Below are 20,468 nucleotides of genomic sequence, written 5' to 3' on the forward strand. Positions count from 1 at the left end.
TCAGAACCCGATCGCCACCTTGCCGGCGCCCCGCGACGGGTCGCCGGCGAGGGCGAACGCCTCGGCCACGTCCTCGATCCCGAAGGTGTGCGTGATCATCGTCGGGGCGTCGGTGCCGGCCGCGGCGACGATGTCGACGGCATCGGCGAACGACGTGAGCCCGTCCTCGAGCTGGGCGTTCCAGGTCATGTCGATGGTGGCGCGCTTGCGGAACACCGTCTTCATGGGCCAGCTCTCGAGCTCGTCGTCGGCGTAGAGCCCGAACAGCCCGATCCGGCCCTCGTCGCGGACCATCCGCATCACCTGGTGCCGGGTCGCGTCGGTGCCGGCTGCCTCGATCGCGAGCTCGACGCCGGCGCCGCCGGTGAGCTCGTCGACCACCGCGACGACGTCCTCGCCGGGCGCGTGCACCACCGCCGTCGCGCCGTACGACGTCGCGGTGGCCAGGCGCGCCGCGGACAGGTCGCTCACGATGATCTGTGCGAACCCCGCGCGCCGCAGCAGCTGCACGAACGCCAGCCCCGCGGGCCCGGTCCCGACCACGGCGGCCGCGCGCGGCTCGGCGGTCGCCGGCAGCCGCACCGCGGGCCAGAAGCGCTTCATCGCGAAGATCGCCGTGCCGAGCTGCTGGGCCAGCACGAGCCGCTCGGCCGGCAGGTCCGCGGGCAGCGGGACGACGGCCGAGGGCGGCAGCACCTGGAGGTCGGCGAAGCACGCCGAGACCGCGGCGGGCGGTGTGCAGAGCACGCGCGTGCCCACCGCCAGCGCGGGCGTGCGGCTCTCGACCACGACGCCGACGGCCTCGTGGCCGGGGTTGCCGGGGATGCCGTTGCCACCCTCGGCGGCCAGGTGCAGGTCGGAGCCGCAGATCGCGGCCACCTCGGTACGGATGAGCACCTCGCCCGGCCCCGGCACCGGGGCGGGAACCTCCACGACCTCCAGCCGACCGGGCCCGGTGACGAGCGCAGCCCTCACCGGTGCGTCCCGATCTGGGCGGCGAGCACCCGGCGCTGGACCTGGCCGGTGGCCAGCGTCCGCGGGATCGCGTCGACGCCGACGACCATCCGCGGGTGCTTGTGCCGGGCCAGGCGTCCGTCGAGGAGCTGCCGGACGGCGTCCACGTCGGGCATCGGTACGGCGGCCGACGAGCGCACCGCCAGGCAGACGATCTCGCCCCACCGCTCGTCCGGCACACCGACGACCGCGAAGTCCTCGGCCCCCGGCAGGCCCCGCAGCGCGGCCTCGACCTCGGTCGGCCACACGGTCTCGCCGCCGCTGCGGATCAGCTCGCTGACCCGGCCGGTGATGTACAGGTAGCCGTCCTCGTCGAGGTGCCCGACGTCGCCCGAGCGGTAGGCGCCGTCGCGCAGCGCGGCGGCGGTCTCCTCGGGCCGGTCGAGGTAGCCGTTCATCAGCGTCGGCGAGGCCACGCAGATCTCGTCCTCGTCGCCGATCCACAGCAGGGACGGCGGTGTCGCGAGCCCGACGCTGCCGGAGCGGGTGCCGAGGTGGGCGTGCGCGTCGTGCAGGCGCGCCATCGAGCCGGCCTCCGTCGTCCCGTAGAGGACGGTCGTCGTCGCCTGCGGCACGCGGGTCTTGATCCGCTCCAGCAGCGTCTCGGAGATCCGCGAGGTGCCGGTGTCGGCGTGGTGCAGCGAGCTGAGGTCGGCGGCGACGTCCGTCGCGTCGAGCACCCGCTCCCACACGGCCGGGATCGCGTAGAACGCCGACGCCCGCCACCGCTCCACGGCGCTCAGCAGCTCGGCGGGGTCGGCGCGGTGCACGAGGTGGATCGCCCGGCCGTTCTGCCAGGCCTCCATCACGTAGTGCCAACCGCCGTAGTGGAACAGCGGGAACGCCGTGACCAGGCCGTTGCGCCCGCGCATCGCCTGGCCGAAGGTGCCGCCACCCGCGGCCGAGCGCAGCCAGCTCGCCCGGTGGCTGACGAGCGCGCCCTTGGGCCGGCCGGTGCTGCCGCTGGTCAGGTAGAGGATGTGCGGCGCGCGGTCGTCGATCGCCGTACCGAGGGGGTCTCCGGAGAGCCGGGCGCACAGCGCGTCCAGGTCCGCGCCCGGGACCAGACCGTCGGCGTCGAAGACGGCGAGCGGCAGCTCGCGCTGACGGGCCAGGTGCTCGGCCTCGTCGAGGTGGTCGAGGTCGGTGACGAGCAGCCGGGGCGCGACGTAGTCGAGGACGCCGGCCAGCTCGGCCGCCGGCAGCGCGGGGTTGAGCGGCGCGAAGATCGCACCGAGGCGTCCGGCGCCGAGGAAGCCGTCGAGCGCGCGCAGCGACGGCGAGCCCCACCAGGCGACGGTGTCGCCGGCGCCGATGCCGAGCGCCGCGAAGGCGCGGGCCGTGCGGTTGCCGGCCTGGTCGAGCTCGCCGAAGCGCACCTGCTGCGCGCCGAGGGTGGCGGCGAGGGCGTCGGGACGGACCCGGCCGAGGCCGGCGACGGTGGTTCCGAGGTCGAGACTCACGACAGCTCCATCTGTGCGGGGTTGATCGCGCCGTACCGGCTCTTGTGCTGGGTGATGTCCATCGCCTCGTGGATCGCCCCCAGTCCCTGGACGGTATGCGTCAGCAGGGCGTCGGGGTCGACCAGGTTCCGCTGGACGAGTCCGAAGGAGTGCTCGAAGACGCTCGCCGCACTGGCGTAGTCGCCCGCGCCCGAGCGGGGGTGCACCAGCGTGACCGACTTGCTGCGCAGCAGGCCGGTGGGCAGGGGCGCGTGCGCGTCGAGCACCGAGACCATGGCGATCCGGCCGCCGCGGCGGACGGCCTGGGCGGCGAGCTCGATCGTGCTCAGCCCGGCGAGGCCGAGGTCGGCGCTGCCGCCCGCCGTCTCCACGACGACGTCGAAGCCGATCCCGTCGGTGAGCTCGAGCGCGGTGGCCAGCACGTCGGTCCCCGCGTCGATGAGCGCGTCGGCGCCGAAGCGGCGGCCGAGCTCGAGCTTGCGCGGGCTGCGCGTCGAGAGCGCGACCAGGCCGGCGTTGCCGTGCCGGGCGACCGCGACCCCGAGGAGTCCCATCACGCCGCCGCCGAGGACGAGCACCGACTCCCCCGGCCGTACGCCGAGCGCGGCGTGCGCGTGCACCGCGCCCGCCAGCGGCTGGATCGCGGCGGCCGCCGAGAGCGAGACCCCCTCGGGCACCGGCACCACCGCCGAGGACGGGACGACGACCCGCTCGGCCAGCGCGCCCGGCCGGGTGAACCCGATGATGGCCGGCGCGACGCAGGCGCTCGCCCAGCCGCGGCGGCAGGCCGCGCAGGTCCGGCACGGCAGCGTCTCGACCGCGGTCACCCGCTGCCCGACCCGCAGCCCACTCACGGCGGGGTCGACCGCCGTACCGAGGGCGAGGACCTCGCCGGCGAACTCGTGCCCGCCGAACTGCAGCGGCCCGTCCGCCAGGCGCCGCGCGAGCTGGTCGCCGAGCGCGACGTCCGCACCGGCCATGAGCATGCACTCGGTGACGCTCAGCTGCACCCGGCGCACGGCGATGACGACGTCCTGGGGGCCGCACGGGGGCTCGGGCACCTCGGCGACGTCCACGACGAAGCCGGGCTTCACGACGACTGCCTGCAAGGGATCGCTCCTTCCTCCCGGGCACCGCCCGGGGGCTTGTGTAACCCAGGTCACGGTGATCTAATCACGCCCACTGCATTTTGAATACATTGTTCAAGATCTGAAATTCATGGAGGCACTGTGACCCGATTCAGGGCGACGATCGCCGGACTGCTGACGCTCACCGTCGGCACGGCGCTCACCGGATGCGGCTCCTCGGGCGACGACGACAGCGGCGACACGGTGGTGGTGATCGGGCTGGTCTGCGACACCACCGGTCCGGGCGCCGGCTACGCGACCCCCGCGTGCACGGCGACGAAGGAGACCATCGACCAGGTCAACGCCGACGGCGGGATCGACGGCAAGAAGGTCAAGGTCGTGCAGGGCAACGACGAGAGCGACCCGACCAAGACCCCCACGGTCATCCAGAAGCTCGTCAGCCAGGGTGCCGACGCGCTGCTCATGCTCACCAGCAGCGCCGGCGTGCTCCAGGCCAAGTCGCTCATCGAGCGGACCAAGATCCCGGTGTTCATGCCGGTCGCGGCCAACCCGCAGGTCACCGAGCCGCCGGGCAACACCTACCTCTACCAGCTCGGTACGCCGACCTCGGACTGGGCGACGGTCTACTGCGCCGCGTTCGACTCGCTCGGCGCCAAGAAGGTCGCCTTCCTCCAGGACAGCTCGCCCTCGCAGGTGCAGTTCAACAAGGGCCTCATCGACAGCCTCGACTGCGTCGACCTCGACGTCGTCAACGGCGCGATCGACGCCACCGACCTCAGTGCCGAGGTCGCCAAGATCAAGAACGCCGGCCCGGACGCCGTCCTGGTCGCGACCCAGAACGCCAACTTCGACGTCCTCGCCCAGAACACGCTGCACCAGCAGCTGCCCGGCGTCCCGCGGTTCACCGAGCTGCTGCTGAGCTCGCTGCCCTCGGCCTGGAAGCAGGCCCAGCCCGGTGCCCTGGAGGGACTGGTCGGCCTGGCCGGCACCACCGACACCAACACCAAGACCGTCGAGGTCGCGAAGTTCTTCGCCGAGACCGAGGGCGCGGACTTCCAGGTCAACAACTTCTGGACCCAGTCCTACGACGCCGTGCAGATCCTCAAGCACGCGATCGAGGAGTCCGGCACCACCGACGGCGAGAAGCTCAACGACGCCATCCAGAAGGTCAGCGCGTTCGAGGCGAGCTCGGGCTACCCGGGCTTCACGCTGTCGTTCGGACCGGACAAGCACCTCGGCGCCGACGGCATCTGCGGCCTGGTCCTCGTCGAGTGGGACAAGGACAACACGGTCTCCGGCCCCTGGTCGGGCTACGAGCCGGACTGCGCGGCATGACCAACCCGCAGCTGTGGATCGCCGTGGTCGAGAACGGGTGCTTCTTCGCCCTTCTCGGCCTGGCGTTCTACTTCAACCTGACCGGTGCCGGGTTCTTCAACTTCGGCATCGGCGCGATCGCCATGGCCGCCGCCTTCACCGGCAGCTGGCTGGTCACCGAGCACGGCCTGAGCCGGCCCCTGGCCGGCGTGGTCGGGGTGCTCGGCGCGATCGCGATCGCGGTGGTCATGGAGCTGGCGGTGGTCCGCCCGGTGCAGGCCCGCGGCGAGGGCGAGCTGTCCGCCCTCGTCGCGGTCGGCGCCAGCCTGTTCGCGATCATCCAGCTCGCCGGGCTCTTCCTGGGCCACGAGGCGCGGCCGGGCCAGCCGTTCTGGTCGACCGCGCCGTTCAGCGTCGGCTCGGCGCGGGTCGGCTCGACCGTCGTACCGATCGTGGTGATCACGGCCGCGCTCTTCACGCTGTCCTACCTCGCGCTCCAGCGCACCCGGCTCGGCCGGCTGACCCGGGCGATCGGCAACGACACCGATGCCGCCCGGGTGCTCGGGCTGCCGATCAACACCGCCCGGCTGCTGTCGTTCGCGGCCGCCGGCCTGATCGCGGCTCTCGCCGGGATCACGTTCGCCGGGCGCAGCGGCGTCAGCCCCGACAACGCCCTGCACTGGACGATCACCGGCTTCTTGGCGCTGGTCATCGGCGGCACCGGCACCGTCTGGGCGCCGCTGCTCGGCGGTGCGCTGCTCGCCCTGGCCAACGTCTTCATCCCCTTCTACTTCGGAGGTGACGTGCTCGCCTACGGCCTCGTCGTCGTCGCCATGCTCTTCTTCGCCTTCCGCCCCGAAGGTGTCTTCGCCCCGCGGGTGCGCGTGTGAGCGCCCGGGTGCAGAACGCCGCCGGCGTGCTCGGCCTCGTGCTCCTGGTGGTGTGGGCCGGCGACGACCTCTACCGCAGCAGCCTGCTCGTCACGATGCTGACCTACGCGCTCGTCGCGCTCGGCATGTACGTGCCGTTCGTGCTGGCCGGCTCGCTCTCGCTGTCCTACAGCGCCTACGCCGCCACCGGCGCCTACGCCGTCGCCATCGGTACGTCGCACGCCGGCTGGCCGCTGTGGCTCGGCATGCTCGTGGCACCCCCGGTCGCCGCGATCATCGCCGTCGTCCTCGGTGCGGCGACGATGCGGCTGTCCGGCTTCTACCTGGGCGCGGTGACGCTGCTCTTCGCGGAGGCCTTCATCCAGCTGCTCGGCAACCTCGGCATCACCGGCGGGCCCAGCGGCATCATCGGCCTCCCCCTGCTGACCTTCGGCGGCTGGGAGCCCACCCCGCAGCAGACCGTGCTCCTCGCGGTCGCGCTGACCGCCGTGCTCGCGCTCGCCCTCGACCGGCTGCGCCGCAGCCCGTGGGGCGTGGTCATCCGGGCCTCGCGGGAGGTGCCGATCGCGGTCGACACCGCCGGTGTCTCGGTCTCGCTGCTCAACCTCGTGGCGCTCGGCGCCGGCGCGGCGATCGCCTCGCTGGGCGGCGCGCTCTTCACGACGTACGTCGGCGCGGTCAACCCCGAGACCTTCAGCGTCAACGTGATCTTCCTGGCCGTCTTCATGCCGCTCATCGGCGGCATCGGCAGCCCGTGGGGCGCGGTGCTCGGCGCGGCGATCGTCGTCCACCTCACGCTCAACGTCGACTCGCTGGCCTCCAGCGGGACCCTCCTGGTCTCGCTGAGCGTGCTCGTCATCCTCGTCCTCTTCCCGCGCGGCGTGCTCGGCTTCGCCGGCACCGCGAGCCGCGGCGGGACCTCCCTCCTCACCACCCTCACCAAGCGAGGTGTCCGCACATGACCACCGCCGACCTGCTGCTCTCCGGCAGCGGCCTGCGCAAGAGCTACGGCGGCGTGCACGCCGTGAGCGACGTGTCGTTCACGCTCCACGCCGGCGAGGTGCTCGGCCTGATCGGGCCCAACGGAGCCGGCAAGACCACCCTGGTCGACCTGGTCACCGGCGCCCAGGACGCCGATACCGGCGAGCTCCTCCTGACCGGGAGCCCGCTGCGCGGCGGCGCCGCCCACCGCGCCGCCCAGGGCCTGGCCCGCACCTTCCAGCACCCCCAGCTCGCGCTCGACCTCAGCGTCGCCGACAACCTGCTGCTCGGCGCCTACGCCGCCCGGCACCGCGGCCTCGGCCGGCTCCTGGCCGGACTGGTCCGCGGCATCCTGCGCCCGCACGCCCCCGCCGACCGGGCGCTGGCCGAGCGCCTCGGCGCCGAGGTCGGCCTGGCCGGCCTGGACCGGCACGCCCGCGACCTCACCCTCGGCGAGCAGCGCCTCGTCGAGGTCGGCCGGGCGCTCGGCGCCGAGCCCTGCGTGCTGCTCCTCGACGAGCCCTTCGCCGGCGCGGACGCCCACGGCGTCGCCGGCATCACCCGGGTGATCGAGGTGCTCCGCGGCGCCGGGCACGGCGTGATCCTGGTCGACCACAACGTCGACCTGGTGACCACGCTCGCCGACCGGGTGATGCTCATGGAGCGCGGCCGGGTCGCCTTCGAGGGCAGCCCCGCCGCCTGCCTGGCCAGCCCGGAGATGCAGCGCGTCTACTTCGGCACCGCCTCCGAGGAGGTCGCGTCGTGACCGCGCTCGAGATCGCCGGCCTCTCCGTCCGGTACGGCGGCGCCCTCGCCGTCGACGACATCGCCCTCTCCGTCCCCGCCGGCCGGGTCACCGCGCTCGTCGGGCCCAACGGGGCCGGCAAGAGCAGCGCCGTGCTCGCCGCCTGCGGCACGGTCCGCTCGACCGGGCGGGTGCGGCTCGACGGCGAGCGGGTCGACGGGTGGTCCCCCGGGCGGCGTACCCGGGGCGGGTTGGCGCTTGTCCCCCAGGGCCGCCAGCTCTTCTCCCGGCTCACCGTGCGCGAGAACCTGCTCATCGGCGCCGACCAGCTCCGCCTCCCGGCCCGCTCGGTCGCCGCCGCCGAGGAGCGCTTCCCGATCCTCGGCGAGCGCCGCGGCAGCCTGGCCGGGGTGCTCAGCGGCGGCGAGCAGCAGATGCTCGCCGTGGCCCGCGCCCTCATGGGCAGCCCCCGGGCACTGCTGCTCGACGAGCTCGTCACCGGTCTCGCGCCGCTCATCGTCCAGCAGCTCGCCACCACCGTGCGCACGCTCGCCGACGACGGGCTCGCGGTCCTCGTGGCCGCCCCCGACCTGGTCGGCCTGCGCGATGTCGTCGACCGCGGCTACGTGCTCGTCCGCGGCCGCGTCGTCGCCGAGGTCGAGGACGGTCACCGCCCGCTGCAGACGGCGTACGAGCGCGCGCTCGGGCTGGCCGTCGGGTGACCCGCGTCACGTTGCTGTCCATCCGTCTGCATATTAAATTCAAAGTAGGAGGTGAGGCACGACCATGAGCCCCACGAGCACGAGCACCACCCGCGGCCGCGAGCACGCCCTGATGGTCTCGGGCATCGGCGGCCAGGGCATCCAGCTCCTGGCCAAGACGCTCGCCCAGGCGCTGACCGAGCAGGGCCGCTACGCCATGCTCGGCGCCGAGTACGGCGGCGAGATGCGCGGCGGCCCCACCCAGGCCACGGTCGTGGTCGGCGATGCTCCCCTGCGGGCGCTGCCGATCGTGCCCCGCGCCGACACCGCGATCCTCATGCACGACCGGTTCAGCGAGAACACTCTCGCCCGGCTCGCCCCCGGCGGGCTGAGCCTGGTGAACTCCTCGGTCGCCCCCGACGACTTCCTCGCCGACCGCGACCCCGTCGTCCGGGTCCCCGCGACCGCGCTGGCCCGCGAGGCCGGCGCCGCCCAGGCCGGCGGCTTCGTCATGCTCGGCGCCTACTGCGCGCTGACCGGCGTGGCCGGGCACGACGAGCTCGTCGCCACGATGACCGCCCTGCTGCCGCCGTACCGCCGCCAGCACGCCGAGGGCAACGCCCGCGCCCTCGAGGCCGGCGCGGCCCACGTCGCCGGCACCCCGATCCCCACGATCCCCACCGCCGCAGGAGCCCTCTCGTGACCCTCGAGCTGCTGCAGGGCAGCGTCGCCATCACCCGCGCCGCCCTCGCCGCCGACTGCAAGTTCTTCGCCGGCTACCCCATGTCGCCGTTCACCCCTCTCCTGGAGGCGATGTCGCGCGAGATGGCCGACTCCGGCGGGGTCTGCATCAACGCCGAGAGCGAGATCGAGGGCGCCAACATGGCCCTCGGCGCCTCGGCCGCCGGCTTCCGCGCGGCGACCGGGTCCTGCGGCCAGGGCATCGCCCTCATGCAGGAGACCATCGCCGAGGCGGCCCTCAACGAGACGCCCCTCGTCGTGTTCAACATGGCGCGCAACCAGCAGGACTACTACCAGTGCACCCGCGGCGGCGGCTGGGGCGACTACCGCACCATCACGCTCGCCCCCAAGGACATCACCGAGGCCGTCGAGCACACCCAGGTGCTCTTCCACCTCGCCGACAAGCACCGCGCCCCGGTGATCCTCTACGGCGACGACCTGCTCGCCAAGACCCTCGTCGGCGTCGACGTCGCTCCCCTCGACCTCCCCGAGCTGCCCGCCAAGGACTGGGCCCTCGACGGCTCCGCCAGCGGCACCGGCGGCTCGCGCCAGGTCTGGACCTTCGCGATGGGCAAGAAGAACGACCCCGGCCCCGGCCCGGACGGCCAGTGGCGCCGGGTCGCCGCGAAGTTCGCCGACATCGAGCAGGTCGAGGCCCGCCACGAGAGCGTCCACGCCGACGACGCCGAGACCCTCGTCGTCGCCTTCGGCTCGGCCGCCAAGTTCGCCGAGTACGTCGTCGAGGAGCTCCGCGAGGAAGGCCACCGCGTCGGCCTCTTCCGCCCGATCACCCTCTGGCCCTTCCCCGGTGCCGCCCTGGCCGAGGCGACCCGCGGCGTGAAGCGGGTCCTCGTCTTCGAGCTCAACGCCGGGCAGATGATCGACGACGTACGCCAGTGGGCGCACGACCGCGACGTCATCCGGTTCATCGGCGGGGTCAGCATCGACGAGTCCGGGCTGGCCTTCGGGCCGCTGCTCGACGCGCCCGTGATCCGGGAGCGGATCCTCGCCGAGCACGCCGAGCCCGCTGCCGCCGTACCGACCGCGAGGAGCTGACCATGGCCACGACCGACATCACCATCGACACCCGCACCGCTCCCCCGCCGCCGGCCTCGAAGGCGGCCGCCGGTGCGCCGTCCCTCATCCTCGGCGAGCACTCGCTGTGCCCCGGGTGCGGCGAACCGGTCGCGCTGCGGCTGCTCCTGGAGACCCTGCAGGAGCTCGACGTCGTGCACCGCTCGATCGGCGTCGTGGGACACGGCTGCTACGGCAGCTTCGTCCGGATCATGGATATCGACGTCCTACAATGCCTGCACGGCCGCGCCCCGTCCTGTGCCACCGGGATCAAGCGGATGCGACCCGATTCGGTGGTCTTCACCCTGCAGGGGGACGGTGACATGGTCAACGAGGGCCTCCAGGAGATCCTCCACTCGGCGGCCCGCGGCGAGAACATCACCTGCATCCTGCTCAACAACGGCGTCTTCGGCGACACCGGCGGCCAACAGACCGCGACCACGGTGCTCGGCCAGCGGACCAAGACCAGCCTCGAGGGACGCAACGCCGAGCAGCACGGCTACCCCATCCCCATCTCCGACATGGTCGCCTCGCTCCAGGGCAGCGGGTACGTCGCCCGCGGCGCCGTGTCCACCCCCGCCGCGGTCGCCAAGACCAAGCGGATGATCAAGCGTGCCGTCCAGTCCCAGCTGGACGGCAACGGGCTCTCCCTCGTGGAGATCCTCACCATGTGCCCGACCGGCTGGTTCGTCCCGGCCGCGGAGGGCGCCGACTACCAGGGCTCCTCGATGGAGCCGGTCTACCCGATCGGCGAGCTGAAGACCCCGGAACCCCAGACCCAGGAGGCAGGGCATGCTTGAGCGGGCCAACACGAGCCAGGCCGTCGCGGACGTGGTCGTCCAGCGGATCATCAGCGGCGAGCTCGCCGCCGGTGACCGGATCGACCTCGACGCCCTCGGCAGGAGCCTGGGCGTGAGCCGCTCCCCCATCCGCGAGGCGCTCATCCAGCTCGAGCGCGACGGCCTGGTCGAGATGCCCTACCACCGCGGCGCGTTCATCGCCGAGATCGGCGTGGCCGACGTACGCGAGGGGTTCACGCTCTACGCCCTCCTCTCCGCGCTCCCCGCCCGTACCGTCGTCTCCCGGCGCGACCCCGAGGTCTGGGCCGAGCTCACCGAGGCCGCCGAGGCCGCGCTCGCGGCCGGTTCGGTCGACGAGTTCGAGAAGCAGGCCCAGCGCTTCCGCCGGGTGATCGCCCGCGCCGCCGGCGGCCCGCACCTGCGCTCGCTGCTGCGTACCTTCAACGGTCTGGTCCGGGTCGCCTCGCGGCTGTCGATGGAGGACGACCTCGAGCAGGAGCGCAGCCTCTTCCGCGCCGAGTACGAGGCCTTCCGCGACGACACCCCCGCGGCCGCGGTCACGGCCACCGTCCGTCACGTCGTCGGTACCGGCGAGCACGCGGTCCGCGTGCTCCGCGACCGCGGCGTCCTCCCCGACAGCGAGGGCGACGCCCTCGACGTCACCGTCGAGGACCTGCTCACCGTCGGCAACCTCGTCCGTCCCGAAGGAGAGGCCTGATGGCCACCACCGACACCCCGAACGGCCGCGTCAGCCGCGGCACCCTCGTCATCGACGCCGACCGCTGCAAGGGCTGCGAGCTGTGCATCGCCGCCTGCCCGCCGTCGGTGCTGGAGATGTCCACCGACGTCAACGAGATGGGCTACCGCTACCCCCTCCTGCACGAGGGCTGCACCGGCTGCACCGCCTGCCAGATGGTCTGCCCCGACTACGTCTTCGACGTCTACCGGCTCAAGGCGCCGCGCGCATGACCTACGTGATCTCGTCGTCCTGCGTGGACGTCAAGGACCGCGCCTGCGTCGAGGAGTGCCCCGTCGACTGCATCTACGAGGGCGCCCGGATGCTCTACGTCCACCCCGAGGAGTGCGTCGACTGCGGCGCCTGCGAACCCGTCTGCCCCGTCGAGGCCATCTACTACGAGGACGACCTGCCCACCGGCCAGGAAGACTTCCTCGCCGTCAACACCGGCTTCTTCGACGACCTCGGCTCGCCCGGCGGAGCCGCCGCGCTCGGGGCGCTCGCGCACGACCACCCGGTCGTGGCGGCGCTGCCGGTCGCCTCGGCCTGACTCACTGGCCTGTCTAGGCGGCCTGGCCCCGGACCTCCGCCGCGAGGGCCGGCGCCAGGTCACCGCGCGGGGCCACCACGATCTCGCCCAGGCCCAGCCACCCGGCGAGCCGGTCGAGCTCGGCCGCCAGCTCGGCAGCGGTCTCGGCCGGCGCGTGCGGCTCGGCCCACGCCGACTGCACGAGCAGCCGGCCGGTCGCGCGATCGGCCTTGAGGTCGACCCGCCCCACGATCCGGTCACCCAGCAGGAACGGCAGCACGTAGTACCCGTGCACCCGCTGGTGCGCCGGCGTGTAGATCTCGATGCGGTAGAAGAACCCGAACAGCGCCTCCGCCCGCGCCCGCTCCCACACCACCGGGTCGAACGGGCTCAGCAGTGTCCGCGCCCGCACCCGCCGCGGCACCCGCGCCTCCCGGTGCAGGTACGCCGGGCGCTGCCACCCCGCCACCTGGACCGGCTCGAGCTCGCCGGCCGCGACCAGCGCCTCGATCGCCGGGCGGGCGTCGCCGACCCGGATCCGGTAGTAGTCGGCCAGGTCCTGGGCCGTCCCGACGCCGTGGGAGCGCGCGGCCCGTCGTACCAGCTCGATGTGGGCGTCGGCCGTGCTCAGTGCCGGCTGCTCCAGCACCACGGCCGGCAGCACCCGCTCCGGTACGTCGTACCGGATCTCGAACTGGCTGTTGCGCCCCGCGATCGCCAGCGCACCGGTCATGTAGAGGTAGTCGAGCATCCGCCGGGTGCGCGACCAGTTCCAGCCCCAGTGGTCCTTCTTGCGCGGCAGGCCGTCATCGAGCTCGCGCGCCGTGCTCGCCCCGCGCTCGGCGATCTCGGCCAGCAGCGCCGTCTCGAGGGCGTCGTCCTCGGCGACCGTGAACCACTTGCCGCGCCGCGCGCGGTAGTCGTCCATCCGGTGCCTCATCGCCGGCCACAGCTCGACCGGCATGTAGGCCTGCACGTGCGCCCAGTACTCCACCACCCGCCGGCCCTTGCTGCCGTGCCCCGCGCGCCGGAGCAGATCGACGTCGTAGGCACCCATCCGCGAGTAGAGCGGCATGTAGTGCGCCCGCTGCAGCACGTTGACGCTGTCGACCTGCAGCACCCCGGTCCGCGCGAGCGTGCGGTCGAAGGTCCGCAGCGTCGGTACGGCGTGCGGCGGGTCCAGGAAGCCCTGCGCGGCCAACGCGATCCGGCGGGCCTGCGCGAGCGTCAGGGTCTGCGTGGTGGGCACGCGCCCACCCTAGATGCGCCCGCCGACACCCGAGACGGCCAGGCAAGGCCACCCCCCGGGCGCGGACGGACTCAGTCGAGCTCGACCAGCTTGGCGCGCACGGCGTACATGACGGCCTCCATGCGCGAGTGCAGCTGAAGCTTCTCCAGGATGTTGCGCACGTGGTTCTTGACCGTGTTCTCGCTGATCGCGAGCTGGGCCGCGACATCGCGGTTGCTCAGCCCCCGCGCGACGAACCGCAGCACCTCGAGCTCGCGCTCGGTCAGCTTGAGCGCGGGCCCGGTGGCCCGGTCGGGCTTGGACATGGTCTTGAACTCGTCGATCAGCTTGGCCGCCATCGACGGGCTGATCAGCGACTGCCCATCGGCGACCACGCGGATGCCCTGGGCTACCTCCTCGATGGACGAGTCCTTGAGGAGGTAGCCCGAGGCGCCGCTCTTGACCGCTTCGTAGAGGTCGGCCTCGTCGTCGGAGACGGTCAGCATGATGATCTTCGTCATCGGGACCGCCTCCTTGATCGCGACGCACGCCTCGATGCCCGACTGCTTCGGCATCCGTACGTCGAGCAGGACGACGTCCGGCACCGAGCTCGTCACGAGCGCGACCCCGTCGATGCCGTTGCTGGCCTCGCCGACGACGTCGATGCCGTCCTCGATCCCCAACAGCATGGTCAGCCCACGCCGAAAGAGCTCCTGGTCATCGACGACCACCACGCGTACCGGCTCGCTCACAGGCTGGCCCCCCGACCCTGTGGCTTCCGGCGAAGTCCCAATCGCCACAGCGGCATCATGGCACGCTTTGGGCGTGAGCAGCGGTCCAGACCATTGCGGAGTCAGCCTTCGGCGCCTCCGACGTCGAGCGAGATGACCCCGTAGTCGTACCCCCGGCGTCGGTAGACCACCGCCGGCCGCTCGCTCTCCTTGTCGACGTACAGGTAGAAGTCGTGCCCCACCAGCTCCATCTCGTAGAGCGCCTGGTCCAGGGTCATCGGGTTGGCCGGGTGGGTCTTCTCGCGGACCACGAGCGGCCCGTCACCGGTCACCGTGATCGGACCGACCTGCCGCTCGATCGCGATGTCGTCGGACTCGTTCTCGGTCTCGACCTGCACGTCCGAGAGCGCCTTGCCCACCGACACCGGCGTCCGCCGGCCACGGTGCACCCGCCGCCGGTCGGCGGCCTTGCGCATCTGGGCGGCCATCTTGTCGAGGGCCAGGTCGAGCGCCCCCATCTTGTCGTCGGCCGCAGCCTCCGCGCGGATCACCGGGCCCTTGGAATAGGCCGTCAGCTCCACATGGACGGAATGGTCGTGCTGGCGCGGGTTCGATTCGCAATCGACCTCCACGTGCACCCGCATGATGCGGTGATCGTGCTTCTCCAGCTTGGTGAGCTTCTCAGCGGCATGCGCCCGGAATCGGTCCGAGATCTCGCAGTGCCGTCCAGTGACCACGACGTCCATCAGATACCTCCAAGGAATTTCGGTGTGATGGGTTCTCCCGCCATCCAGGGCGGGACGTCTGTACGCCGGCCGTGCTCCCGACCGGCGGAAAAGTGGGGACGCGGGACGCGGGCGCGCCGAGAGAGGCAGGCACGTGGGGCGCGCCGACAAGGTCTGGCCGCCAGCGGTCCCCGCACCCAGCGAGCGTCAACCGCGAGGCCGGCAGCGCGCCGAGAGGCGCGCCCGGGGCAGCTTGCTGCCTCCCCCCGCGCCGAAGGCGCGCTCGGCCGCAACAAGACAGCGGAGTCCGCCCGGCCGACCTGGTCTTCTGCCCCACACCCGCCTGCTGAGGCTCCCGCAGCTTGTTGCCACTACTGACCTTCTCCCGGAGCCGGACGTATCTGACGTCCGGACCGAGGCAGGACTGACGACTAAGCCGCACCGTGATCACCGGCCCGAGGGCCGGCTTACGTGGACCGTTTCGCCTGCGACTGGCATCGGCTTGCCACCCGGAACTGGGCTCGCGCCCGGCCTGGGCGACGCAACCACGGACCCGGGCGGACTCCATGACCAGACGTTAGTCCGTCGGTGGTGACGAAGAAAGCCTTCACCCGAAGTTCGGTACGGCGACCTTGCGCCGGGTCGCGGCAACCGTCGCGGCCCCGAGCACGGGCACCCCCACGACCTCGAGCGCGCGCTGTGCCTCGCGCAGCGTCGCCCCCGTCGTGAGCACGTCGTCGCACAGCACCACATGGGCCCGCGGGCACCGCTCCCCCGCCCTCCGCACGACGCGCGCCGGCGCGGTGAGCGTCCCCGCCAGGTTGGCCGCACGCGCGGTCGCGCCGAGCCCGGCCTGGTCGACGAGACCCGACCCACGGCGGACCCGGAGCAGCCGCGCCACGCCCACCCGCGGCCCCGCCGGAAGCCCCGCCTCCAGCACCCGAGCCGCCACCCGGGTCATCGCCAGCGTCGGGTCGTGCCCCCGCCGGCGCACGACCGCCGGCCGTGAGGGCACCGGCACGAGCAGCACCGGCCCGTCCCGGGCGAGGCCCCCGACGCCCCCGAGGCCCTCAAGCTCCCCGAGGCCCTCCAGACCCGCGAGGTCCGCGAGCGCCGCCGCCACCGACCGCGCGAGCAGCCGCCCCAGCGGCCGGGTCAGCGCGAGCACCCGGTGCTCCTTGTGCGCCAGCACCAGCGCCCGGAGCACGCCGTCGTAGTCGCCCACCGCGAAGGTCGGGACCAGCCCCGGCGGGGGCGGCCGGGGCCCGTGGAACGCCGCGTCGCCCGGGACCGCCGCCCAGCACGGCGCGCACAGCGCCCGCCCCGGCCGTTCGCAGCCGACGCAGCACGACCCGAGCACGAGGTCGACGAAGCCGTCGGTGAGCGAGGACAGCGATGACGAGGTGGGCATGTCCACCACTCCACCAGCCGCGGCCGGAAGGGCAGAACGGCAGCGCGCGGCCTGTGGAGAAGCAGCGGCGAGCGGGCGGCCTGTGGACGCTAGCCGGCGTAGTCGAGCTGGGTGAGCGGCAGTGACCCGGTGTCGTACTCCTCCTGGCGGACCACGTCGACGTAGCGGTCGGCGTAGACGGCGAGCATCGGGGCGTCCGCGACCGGTGAGGCCGCGAAGCCGAGGACCCGCCCGGTGACGATGGTCGAGAGCGCGTCCACGCCGACCGTCGCGCCGTCGGCCGAGACCACGTCGACCTCGGAGAGCGCGCCGGGCGAGGTGGGCGCCAGCAGGCCGATCTGGATGGGGCTGGTCCAGGCGAGGTCGGTGATCCGGTTCCCGTCCGGCGGCCGTACGACGGACGGCTCCCGCGTCGCACTCACCTTGCCGCGCCCGCCGATCACCACCCGCGCACCGACCACCCGGTCGCCACCGGCGCCGCGGACCACCGCGACCAGGCGCGTCCCGTCGCGGCTGACCGCGAGCGAGCGCGCACGCGTACCGCTCACCCCGTCGACGTCGACCTGGCGCGCCACGCCGTCCTCGCCCTCGACGAGCCACACGACCGCGTCGCCGGAGCGGCGGTCGAGCACCCAGAGCCGGCCGGCGTTGTCCCAGGTCGGGCGCGCGTACTGCCCGCCGCTGAGCACGGTCCGCGGGGGGACGTCGTCGTCGGCGCGCACCGTGGCGATCCGGACCCGGCGCCCGTCGCTGTCGACAGCGGCCGCGCGCTCCCCGTCGGGGCGGACCGCGACCGAGACGACTCCGGCGTCCTCGGCGCCGAAGACGCCGGTGGTGAGCTCGAGCTCGCCCAGGGGTCCGGCGACGAGGCGGCCGCGGCTGATCCCGTAGACCTGGTGTCCCGAGCCGGGTCCGGCCGGGCCGAACGCGGAGGCCGACTCGACGGAGTACTGCGACGCACCGCCGGGCAGCGGCAGGTCGGTCCCGTCGAGGGTCACCCGGAGCGCGGAGATGGTCGGGTCCTGGCGCAGCGTCCAGGCGAGCTGGGCGAGCATCAGCTCGGCCTCTTCGGAGGTCACCTTGGGCGCCTCGCCGACCAGCGCGACGTGGGCGATCCCCTCGTCGTCGACGGGAACGGAGAGGCCGACGGTCAGCCCCGGCGGCAGGAACGAGCGGACGATCCCGCGCGCCAGCGGCGGCGGTCCGCTCAGCAGCGCCGAGACCAGGCTCGACGCGAGCTGGTCGCCCTCGGGCACGAAGACCGGCTCCGGGACGAGGATCTGGGCCAACGGGTCGAAGTAGAACAGCGACACCTGGCGGTAGCGCTGCCGGAACCACGACGCCGGTACGACGAGCGCATCGGGCGGATCGGCGATCCGGTACTCCCCCTTGTCGATGGTGACGTGGAGGTTCATCGTCAGGTCGGGCTTGGCGATCGCCCCGCGCCAGGCACCGATCTGGTCGAGACGATCCGCCGCGGTGAGCTGGACGGCGACCGTGCCCGCGGTCTCGCGCACCGGCAGCGAGTCGCTGTAGATGATGGTCTCCTGCTCGGGGTTCCAGCCCGCGGCGGCCTCGTCGGTGAGGTACTCCTTGGCCACGCTGGTCTGGATCGGCCACGCCGTCATCGCGTCGAGGAAGCCGTTGACCACCTCGCTGCGCGTCGCCCCGGTGGCGGGCGGACGCGCGTCGATGTCGCTGGCCCGGCGGGTGTTGGTGCGGTCGGTGCCGGCACTCTCGACGACCGGTCCGCTGGTGGGCAGCGAGACGCAGCCGGACAGCGCGACCGCGAGCGCCAGCGCGGCGGCCAGGGTCAGCGGGAGACGGCGGTTCATCGCTCCTCCTCGTGCGCCGGTACGACGGTGCCCGGGCCCACCACGGCGGCCTCGCTCGACGCGGCGTCGTCGGGGATGAGCGGGAGCGGGCTGTGCCGCAGCGTCCCCCCGTTGTGGCGCGGCACGGTGAGCCGGAACTGCGCGCCCTGACCGGTGCGGCCCCACGCCTGGAGCCACCCGCCGTGCAGGTGCGCGTCCTCCTGGGCGATCGCCAGGCCGAGGCCGGTGCCACCGCTGGTGCGGGTGCGGGCCGGGTCCGAGCGCCAGAACCGGTTGAACACCATCGAGGCCTCGCCGGGCGCGAGCCCGATGCCGTGGTCGCGGACGGTGATCGCCGCGGCCTCGTCGTCCGAGGCGAGCCGGACGATGACGGCCTCGGTCGGGTCGTCGGCGAGCGCGTGGTCGATGGCGTTGGTGACGAGGTTGCGCACGATCCGCTCGATCCGGCGTACGTCGACCTCGGCGCGGACCGGCACGTCGGGCTCCTCGACGACCACCCGGATGCCGCGCTGGTCGGCCAGCGGGCTGGCGGCAGCCACCTCGCGTCGTACGACGTCGCCGAGGTTGACGTTCTCGGGCGTCAGCACCGCGGCACCGGCGTCGAAGCGGCTGATCTCGAGCAGGTCGACGAGCAGGTTCTGGAAGCGGTCGAGCTCGGCCTGGAGCAGCTCGGCGGCGCGCGCGGTACCGGGGTCGAACTGCTCGCGCGCGTCGTGGAGCACGTCGGAGGCCATCCGGACCGTGGTCAGCGGCGTGCGCAGCTCGTGGGAGACGTCGGAGACGAAGCGGCGCTGCACCCAGCTCAGCTCCTCGAGCTGGCGGATCTGGCGCTGGAGGTTGGTCGCCATCTGGTTGAACGAGTAGGCCAAGCGGGCGATGTCGTCCTCACCGGACACCTGGAGCCGCTCCTGGAGCCGGCCCGCGGCGAGCCGCTCGGCGACCTGACGGGCCATCCGGACCGGCGTGACGACCTGGCGGGTGACCACCCAGGTGAGCCCCGCGACGAGCGCGAGCAGCAGGCCCGCGGCGGTGAGCAGCGCCCGGGTGACCAGGCCGAGGGTGTCCTGCTCCTCGGTCAGCGGGAACAGGAAGTAGAGCGTGTAGGTCTTGCCGTCCGAGGGCAGCTGGACCTGTGAGCCCACGATGATCCCGGGCACCCGCGTGGTCGGTCCCTCGGCGCCCGAGGTCGCATCGCGCGGGCGGCGCACGATGTCGGTGTAGGTCCACGCGGTCGGGCGGTTGACGCCGTCGAAGTGGTCCTCGAGGCTGCGCGGAACGCTGACCAGGTCGAGCCCGCTGGTGTACTCGCCGCCGCCCGTGCGCAGCGGCGGGTCGTCGCCCTCGGGACCGGCGAGCACGACGGCGTACCCCCGGCTGACGCCGCGCTCGATGATCGGGTCGACCAGGTCGCGCTGCTGGCGCCCGGCGTTGACCTCGGTACCGGATGCCGCCTCGAGCCGGTCCTGGGCGTCGGACACCTCGGCGTCGACCTCGCCCAGCACCACCTCGGAGCGGTGGCGCAGCAGTCCGTCGCGGGTCTGCTGCAGCAGGATCCAGCCCACGCCGCTGATCACGACCGCCGAGAGCACCAGCGTGCTCGCCACGACCCGCGCCTGGATCGAGCGGCGCCAGAACGTCAGCGCACGGCGCAGCCGCGGCGCCAGCCAGCCCCAGATCCGCCGCAGCCGGTCGAGCAGCGCACGCCCGACCCGCGCCGCGCCGCTAGGCGGAGCCGGCCTTGTAGCCGACACCACGCACCGTCAGGACGATCTCGGGATGCTCCGGATCGTGCTCCACCTTGGACCGCAGCCGCTGCACGTGGACGTTGACCAGGCGCGTGTCCGCGGCGTGCTGGTAGCCCCAGACCTCCTCGAGCAGCACCTGCCGGCTGAACACCTGCCCCGGCTTGCGGGCCAGGCACAGCAGCAGGTCGAACTCCAGCGGCGTCAGCGAGATCTCCTCGCCGCCGCGGGTGACCGCGTGACCGGCCACGTCGATCTCGACGTCGCGGATCGCCAGGGTCTCGTGCGGCACCGACTCGGTCCGCCGTACCCGGGCGCGGATGCGGGCCACCAGCTCCTTGGGCTTGAACGGCTTGACGACGTAGTCGTCGGCACCCGACTCGAGCCCCACCACGACGTCGACCGTGTCGCCCTTGGCGGTCAGCATGACGATCGGTACGCCGGACTCGGCGCGGATCTCCTTGCAGACGTCGATGCCGTCCTTGCCCGGCAGCATCAGGTCGAGCAGCACCAGGTCGGGCCGGTAGTCGCGGAACGCCGCCAGCGCCAGGTCACCGCGCGGGCAGACCCGGCTCTCGAAGCCCTCCTGGCTCAGCACGATGCCGAGCATCTCCGCCAGCGGGGCGTCGTCGTCCACGACGAGGACGCGGCCCCGGGTGGGGTACGGCGCGCTGGCAGACGGGGTCATGCGGTCAATCCTAGGTGTGAGACGCACGGAGC

Annotated in this window: 21 protein-coding genes; 11 read left to right on the forward strand and 10 right to left on the reverse strand. The window is 73.1% G+C overall.

Annotated features, from left to right (window positions below):
• The 3 genes from M0M48_RS16550 to M0M48_RS16560 are packed head-to-tail and all read right to left on the reverse strand — an operon-like array spanning window position 1 to window position 3,586.
• Entirely contained in the window at window positions 1-933 is a 933-nt protein-coding gene (locus M0M48_RS16550; protein ID WP_257751972.1) for a zinc-dependent alcohol dehydrogenase, read from the reverse strand.
• A gap of 38 nt (window positions 934-971) precedes the next feature.
• Window positions 972-2,477, reverse strand: a complete 1,506-nt coding sequence (locus M0M48_RS16555; RefSeq protein ID WP_257751973.1) for a class I adenylate-forming enzyme family protein — start codon at window positions 2,475-2,477, stop codon at window positions 972-974.
• Window positions 2,474-3,586 carry a zinc-dependent alcohol dehydrogenase gene (locus M0M48_RS16560; protein WP_257751974.1) on the reverse strand — a complete coding sequence of 371 codons (1,113 nt, stop codon included), beginning with the start codon at window positions 3,584-3,586 and terminating at the stop codon, window positions 2,474-2,476. The genes M0M48_RS16555 and M0M48_RS16560 overlap by 4 nt, the downstream gene beginning before the upstream one ends.
• 120 nt (window positions 3,587-3,706) lie before the next feature.
• On the opposite strand from M0M48_RS16560, the gene M0M48_RS16565 reads away from it, so the two are divergent.
• From M0M48_RS16565 to fdxA, 11 genes are all read left to right on the forward strand, one after another.
• On the forward strand, window positions 3,707-4,900 hold the full coding sequence (locus M0M48_RS16565; RefSeq protein ID WP_257751975.1) for an ABC transporter substrate-binding protein: 1,194 nt from the start codon (window positions 3,707-3,709) through the stop codon (window positions 4,898-4,900).
• Window positions 4,897-5,769, forward strand: a complete 873-nt coding sequence (locus M0M48_RS16570) for a branched-chain amino acid ABC transporter permease (RefSeq protein WP_215814845.1) — start codon at window positions 4,897-4,899, stop codon at window positions 5,767-5,769. Before M0M48_RS16565 ends, M0M48_RS16570 begins: the two co-directional genes overlap by 4 nt.
• Window positions 5,766-6,731, forward strand: coding sequence for a branched-chain amino acid ABC transporter permease (locus M0M48_RS16575; RefSeq protein ID WP_215814844.1), 966 nt, complete (start codon window positions 5,766-5,768; stop codon window positions 6,729-6,731). The genes M0M48_RS16570 and M0M48_RS16575 overlap by 4 nt, the downstream gene beginning before the upstream one ends.
• Window positions 6,728-7,516 (forward strand): ABC transporter ATP-binding protein, encoded by a 789-nt coding sequence (locus M0M48_RS16580; protein ID WP_257751976.1) that lies wholly within the window; start codon window positions 6,728-6,730, stop codon window positions 7,514-7,516. The genes M0M48_RS16575 and M0M48_RS16580 overlap by 4 nt, the downstream gene beginning before the upstream one ends.
• On the forward strand, window positions 7,513-8,217 hold the full coding sequence (locus M0M48_RS16585; protein WP_257751977.1) for an ABC transporter ATP-binding protein: 705 nt from the start codon (window positions 7,513-7,515) through the stop codon (window positions 8,215-8,217). The genes M0M48_RS16580 and M0M48_RS16585 overlap by 4 nt, the downstream gene beginning before the upstream one ends.
• A 64-nt stretch (window positions 8,218-8,281) precedes the next feature.
• The gene (locus M0M48_RS16590; RefSeq protein ID WP_215814841.1) at window positions 8,282-8,899 is read left to right on the forward strand and encodes a 2-oxoacid:acceptor oxidoreductase family protein; all 618 of its coding nucleotides are present in this window, start codon (window positions 8,282-8,284) and stop codon (window positions 8,897-8,899) included.
• On the forward strand, window positions 8,896-9,993 hold the full coding sequence (locus M0M48_RS16595; protein ID WP_257751978.1) for a hypothetical protein: 1,098 nt from the start codon (window positions 8,896-8,898) through the stop codon (window positions 9,991-9,993). The genes M0M48_RS16590 and M0M48_RS16595 overlap by 4 nt, the downstream gene beginning before the upstream one ends.
• Before the next feature lie 2 nt (window positions 9,994-9,995).
• Window positions 9,996-10,811, forward strand: a complete 816-nt coding sequence (locus M0M48_RS16600) for a thiamine pyrophosphate-dependent enzyme (protein ID WP_257751979.1) — start codon at window positions 9,996-9,998, stop codon at window positions 10,809-10,811.
• Window positions 10,804-11,529 carry a GntR family transcriptional regulator gene (locus M0M48_RS16605; RefSeq protein ID WP_257751980.1) on the forward strand — a complete coding sequence of 242 codons (726 nt, stop codon included), beginning with the start codon at window positions 10,804-10,806 and terminating at the stop codon, window positions 11,527-11,529. The genes M0M48_RS16600 and M0M48_RS16605 overlap by 8 nt, the downstream gene beginning before the upstream one ends.
• Window positions 11,529-11,780, forward strand: coding sequence for a 4Fe-4S dicluster domain-containing protein (locus M0M48_RS16610; RefSeq protein WP_257751981.1), 252 nt, complete (start codon window positions 11,529-11,531; stop codon window positions 11,778-11,780). The genes M0M48_RS16605 and M0M48_RS16610 overlap by 1 nt, the downstream gene beginning before the upstream one ends.
• On the forward strand, window positions 11,777-12,097 hold the full coding sequence (fdxA, locus tag M0M48_RS16615; protein ID WP_257751982.1) for a ferredoxin: 321 nt from the start codon (window positions 11,777-11,779) through the stop codon (window positions 12,095-12,097). Before M0M48_RS16610 ends, fdxA begins: the two co-directional genes overlap by 4 nt.
• 13 nt (window positions 12,098-12,110) lie before the next feature.
• Here fdxA and M0M48_RS16620 read toward each other — a convergent pair whose 3' ends face one another.
• The 7 genes from M0M48_RS16620 to mtrA form a co-directional block, all read right to left on the reverse strand.
• Window positions 12,111-13,325: a winged helix-turn-helix domain-containing protein gene (locus M0M48_RS16620; RefSeq protein WP_257751983.1), complete on the reverse strand. Its 1,215-nt coding sequence runs from the start codon at window positions 13,323-13,325 to the stop codon at window positions 12,111-12,113.
• 71 nt (window positions 13,326-13,396) lie between these two features.
• Window positions 13,397-14,056 carry a response regulator gene (locus M0M48_RS16625; RefSeq protein ID WP_257751984.1) on the reverse strand — a complete coding sequence of 220 codons (660 nt, stop codon included), beginning with the start codon at window positions 14,054-14,056 and terminating at the stop codon, window positions 13,397-13,399.
• A 101-nt stretch (window positions 14,057-14,157) separates the two neighbouring features.
• Window positions 14,158-14,781: a ribosome hibernation-promoting factor, HPF/YfiA family gene (gene hpf, locus M0M48_RS16630; protein ID WP_257751985.1), complete on the reverse strand. Its 624-nt coding sequence runs from the start codon at window positions 14,779-14,781 to the stop codon at window positions 14,158-14,160.
• Between the two features lie 586 nt (window positions 14,782-15,367).
• Complete coding sequence (locus tag M0M48_RS16635) at window positions 15,368-16,171, reverse strand: ComF family protein (RefSeq protein WP_257751986.1); 804 nt, start codon at window positions 16,169-16,171, stop codon at window positions 15,368-15,370.
• Window positions 16,172-16,260: 89 nt separating this feature from the next.
• The gene (locus tag M0M48_RS16640) at window positions 16,261-18,006 is read right to left on the reverse strand and encodes an LpqB family beta-propeller domain-containing protein (RefSeq protein WP_257751987.1); all 1,746 of its coding nucleotides are present in this window, start codon (window positions 18,004-18,006) and stop codon (window positions 16,261-16,263) included.
• Window positions 18,003-19,757, reverse strand: coding sequence for an MtrAB system histidine kinase MtrB (gene mtrB / locus M0M48_RS16645; RefSeq protein ID WP_257751988.1), 1,755 nt, complete (start codon window positions 19,755-19,757; stop codon window positions 18,003-18,005). Before mtrB ends, M0M48_RS16640 begins: the two co-directional genes overlap by 4 nt.
• A complete protein-coding gene (gene mtrA, locus M0M48_RS16650; RefSeq protein WP_215814831.1) occupies window positions 19,729-20,436 on the reverse strand; it encodes an MtrAB system response regulator MtrA in 708 nt (235 codons plus the stop codon). Before mtrA ends, mtrB begins: the two co-directional genes overlap by 29 nt.
• Between the last annotated feature and the right edge of the window lie 32 nt (window positions 20,437-20,468).

Source organism: Pimelobacter simplex, from assembly GCF_024662235.1.
In the GTDB taxonomy this organism is placed as follows: Bacteria; Actinomycetota; Actinomycetes; order Propionibacteriales; family Nocardioidaceae; genus Nocardioides.

What these genes read in the sequence shown, in the direction of transcription:
- M0M48_RS16570 (WP_215814845.1), top strand. Translation starts at nt 4,897, where the DNA reads ATGACCAACCCGCAGCTGTGGATCGCCGTGGTCGAGAACGGGTGCTTC.
- M0M48_RS16580 (WP_257751976.1), top strand. Translation starts at nt 6,728, where the DNA reads ATGACCACCGCCGACCTGCTGCTCTCCGGCAGCGGCCTGCGCAAGAGC.
- M0M48_RS16590 (WP_215814841.1), top strand. Translation starts at nt 8,282, where the DNA reads ATGAGCCCCACGAGCACGAGCACCACCCGCGGCCGCGAGCACGCCCTG.
- M0M48_RS16600 (WP_257751979.1), top strand. Translation starts at nt 9,996, where the DNA reads ATGGCCACGACCGACATCACCATCGACACCCGCACCGCTCCCCCGCCG.
- M0M48_RS16605 (WP_257751980.1), top strand. Translation starts at nt 10,804, where the DNA reads ATGCTTGAGCGGGCCAACACGAGCCAGGCCGTCGCGGACGTGGTCGTC.
- M0M48_RS16610 (WP_257751981.1), top strand. Translation starts at nt 11,529, where the DNA reads ATGGCCACCACCGACACCCCGAACGGCCGCGTCAGCCGCGGCACCCTC.
- fdxA (WP_257751982.1), top strand. Translation starts at nt 11,777, where the DNA reads ATGACCTACGTGATCTCGTCGTCCTGCGTGGACGTCAAGGACCGCGCC.
- hpf (WP_257751985.1), bottom strand. Translation starts at nt 14,781, where the DNA reads ATGGACGTCGTGGTCACTGGACGGCACTGCGAGATCTCGGACCGATTC.
- M0M48_RS16635 (WP_257751986.1), bottom strand. Translation starts at nt 16,171, where the DNA reads ATGCCCACCTCGTCATCGCTGTCCTCGCTCACCGACGGCTTCGTCGAC.
- M0M48_RS16640 (WP_257751987.1), bottom strand. Translation starts at nt 18,006, where the DNA reads ATGAACCGCCGTCTCCCGCTGACCCTGGCCGCCGCGCTGGCGCTCGCG.
- mtrA (WP_215814831.1), bottom strand. Translation starts at nt 20,436, where the DNA reads ATGACCCCGTCTGCCAGCGCGCCGTACCCCACCCGGGGCCGCGTCCTC.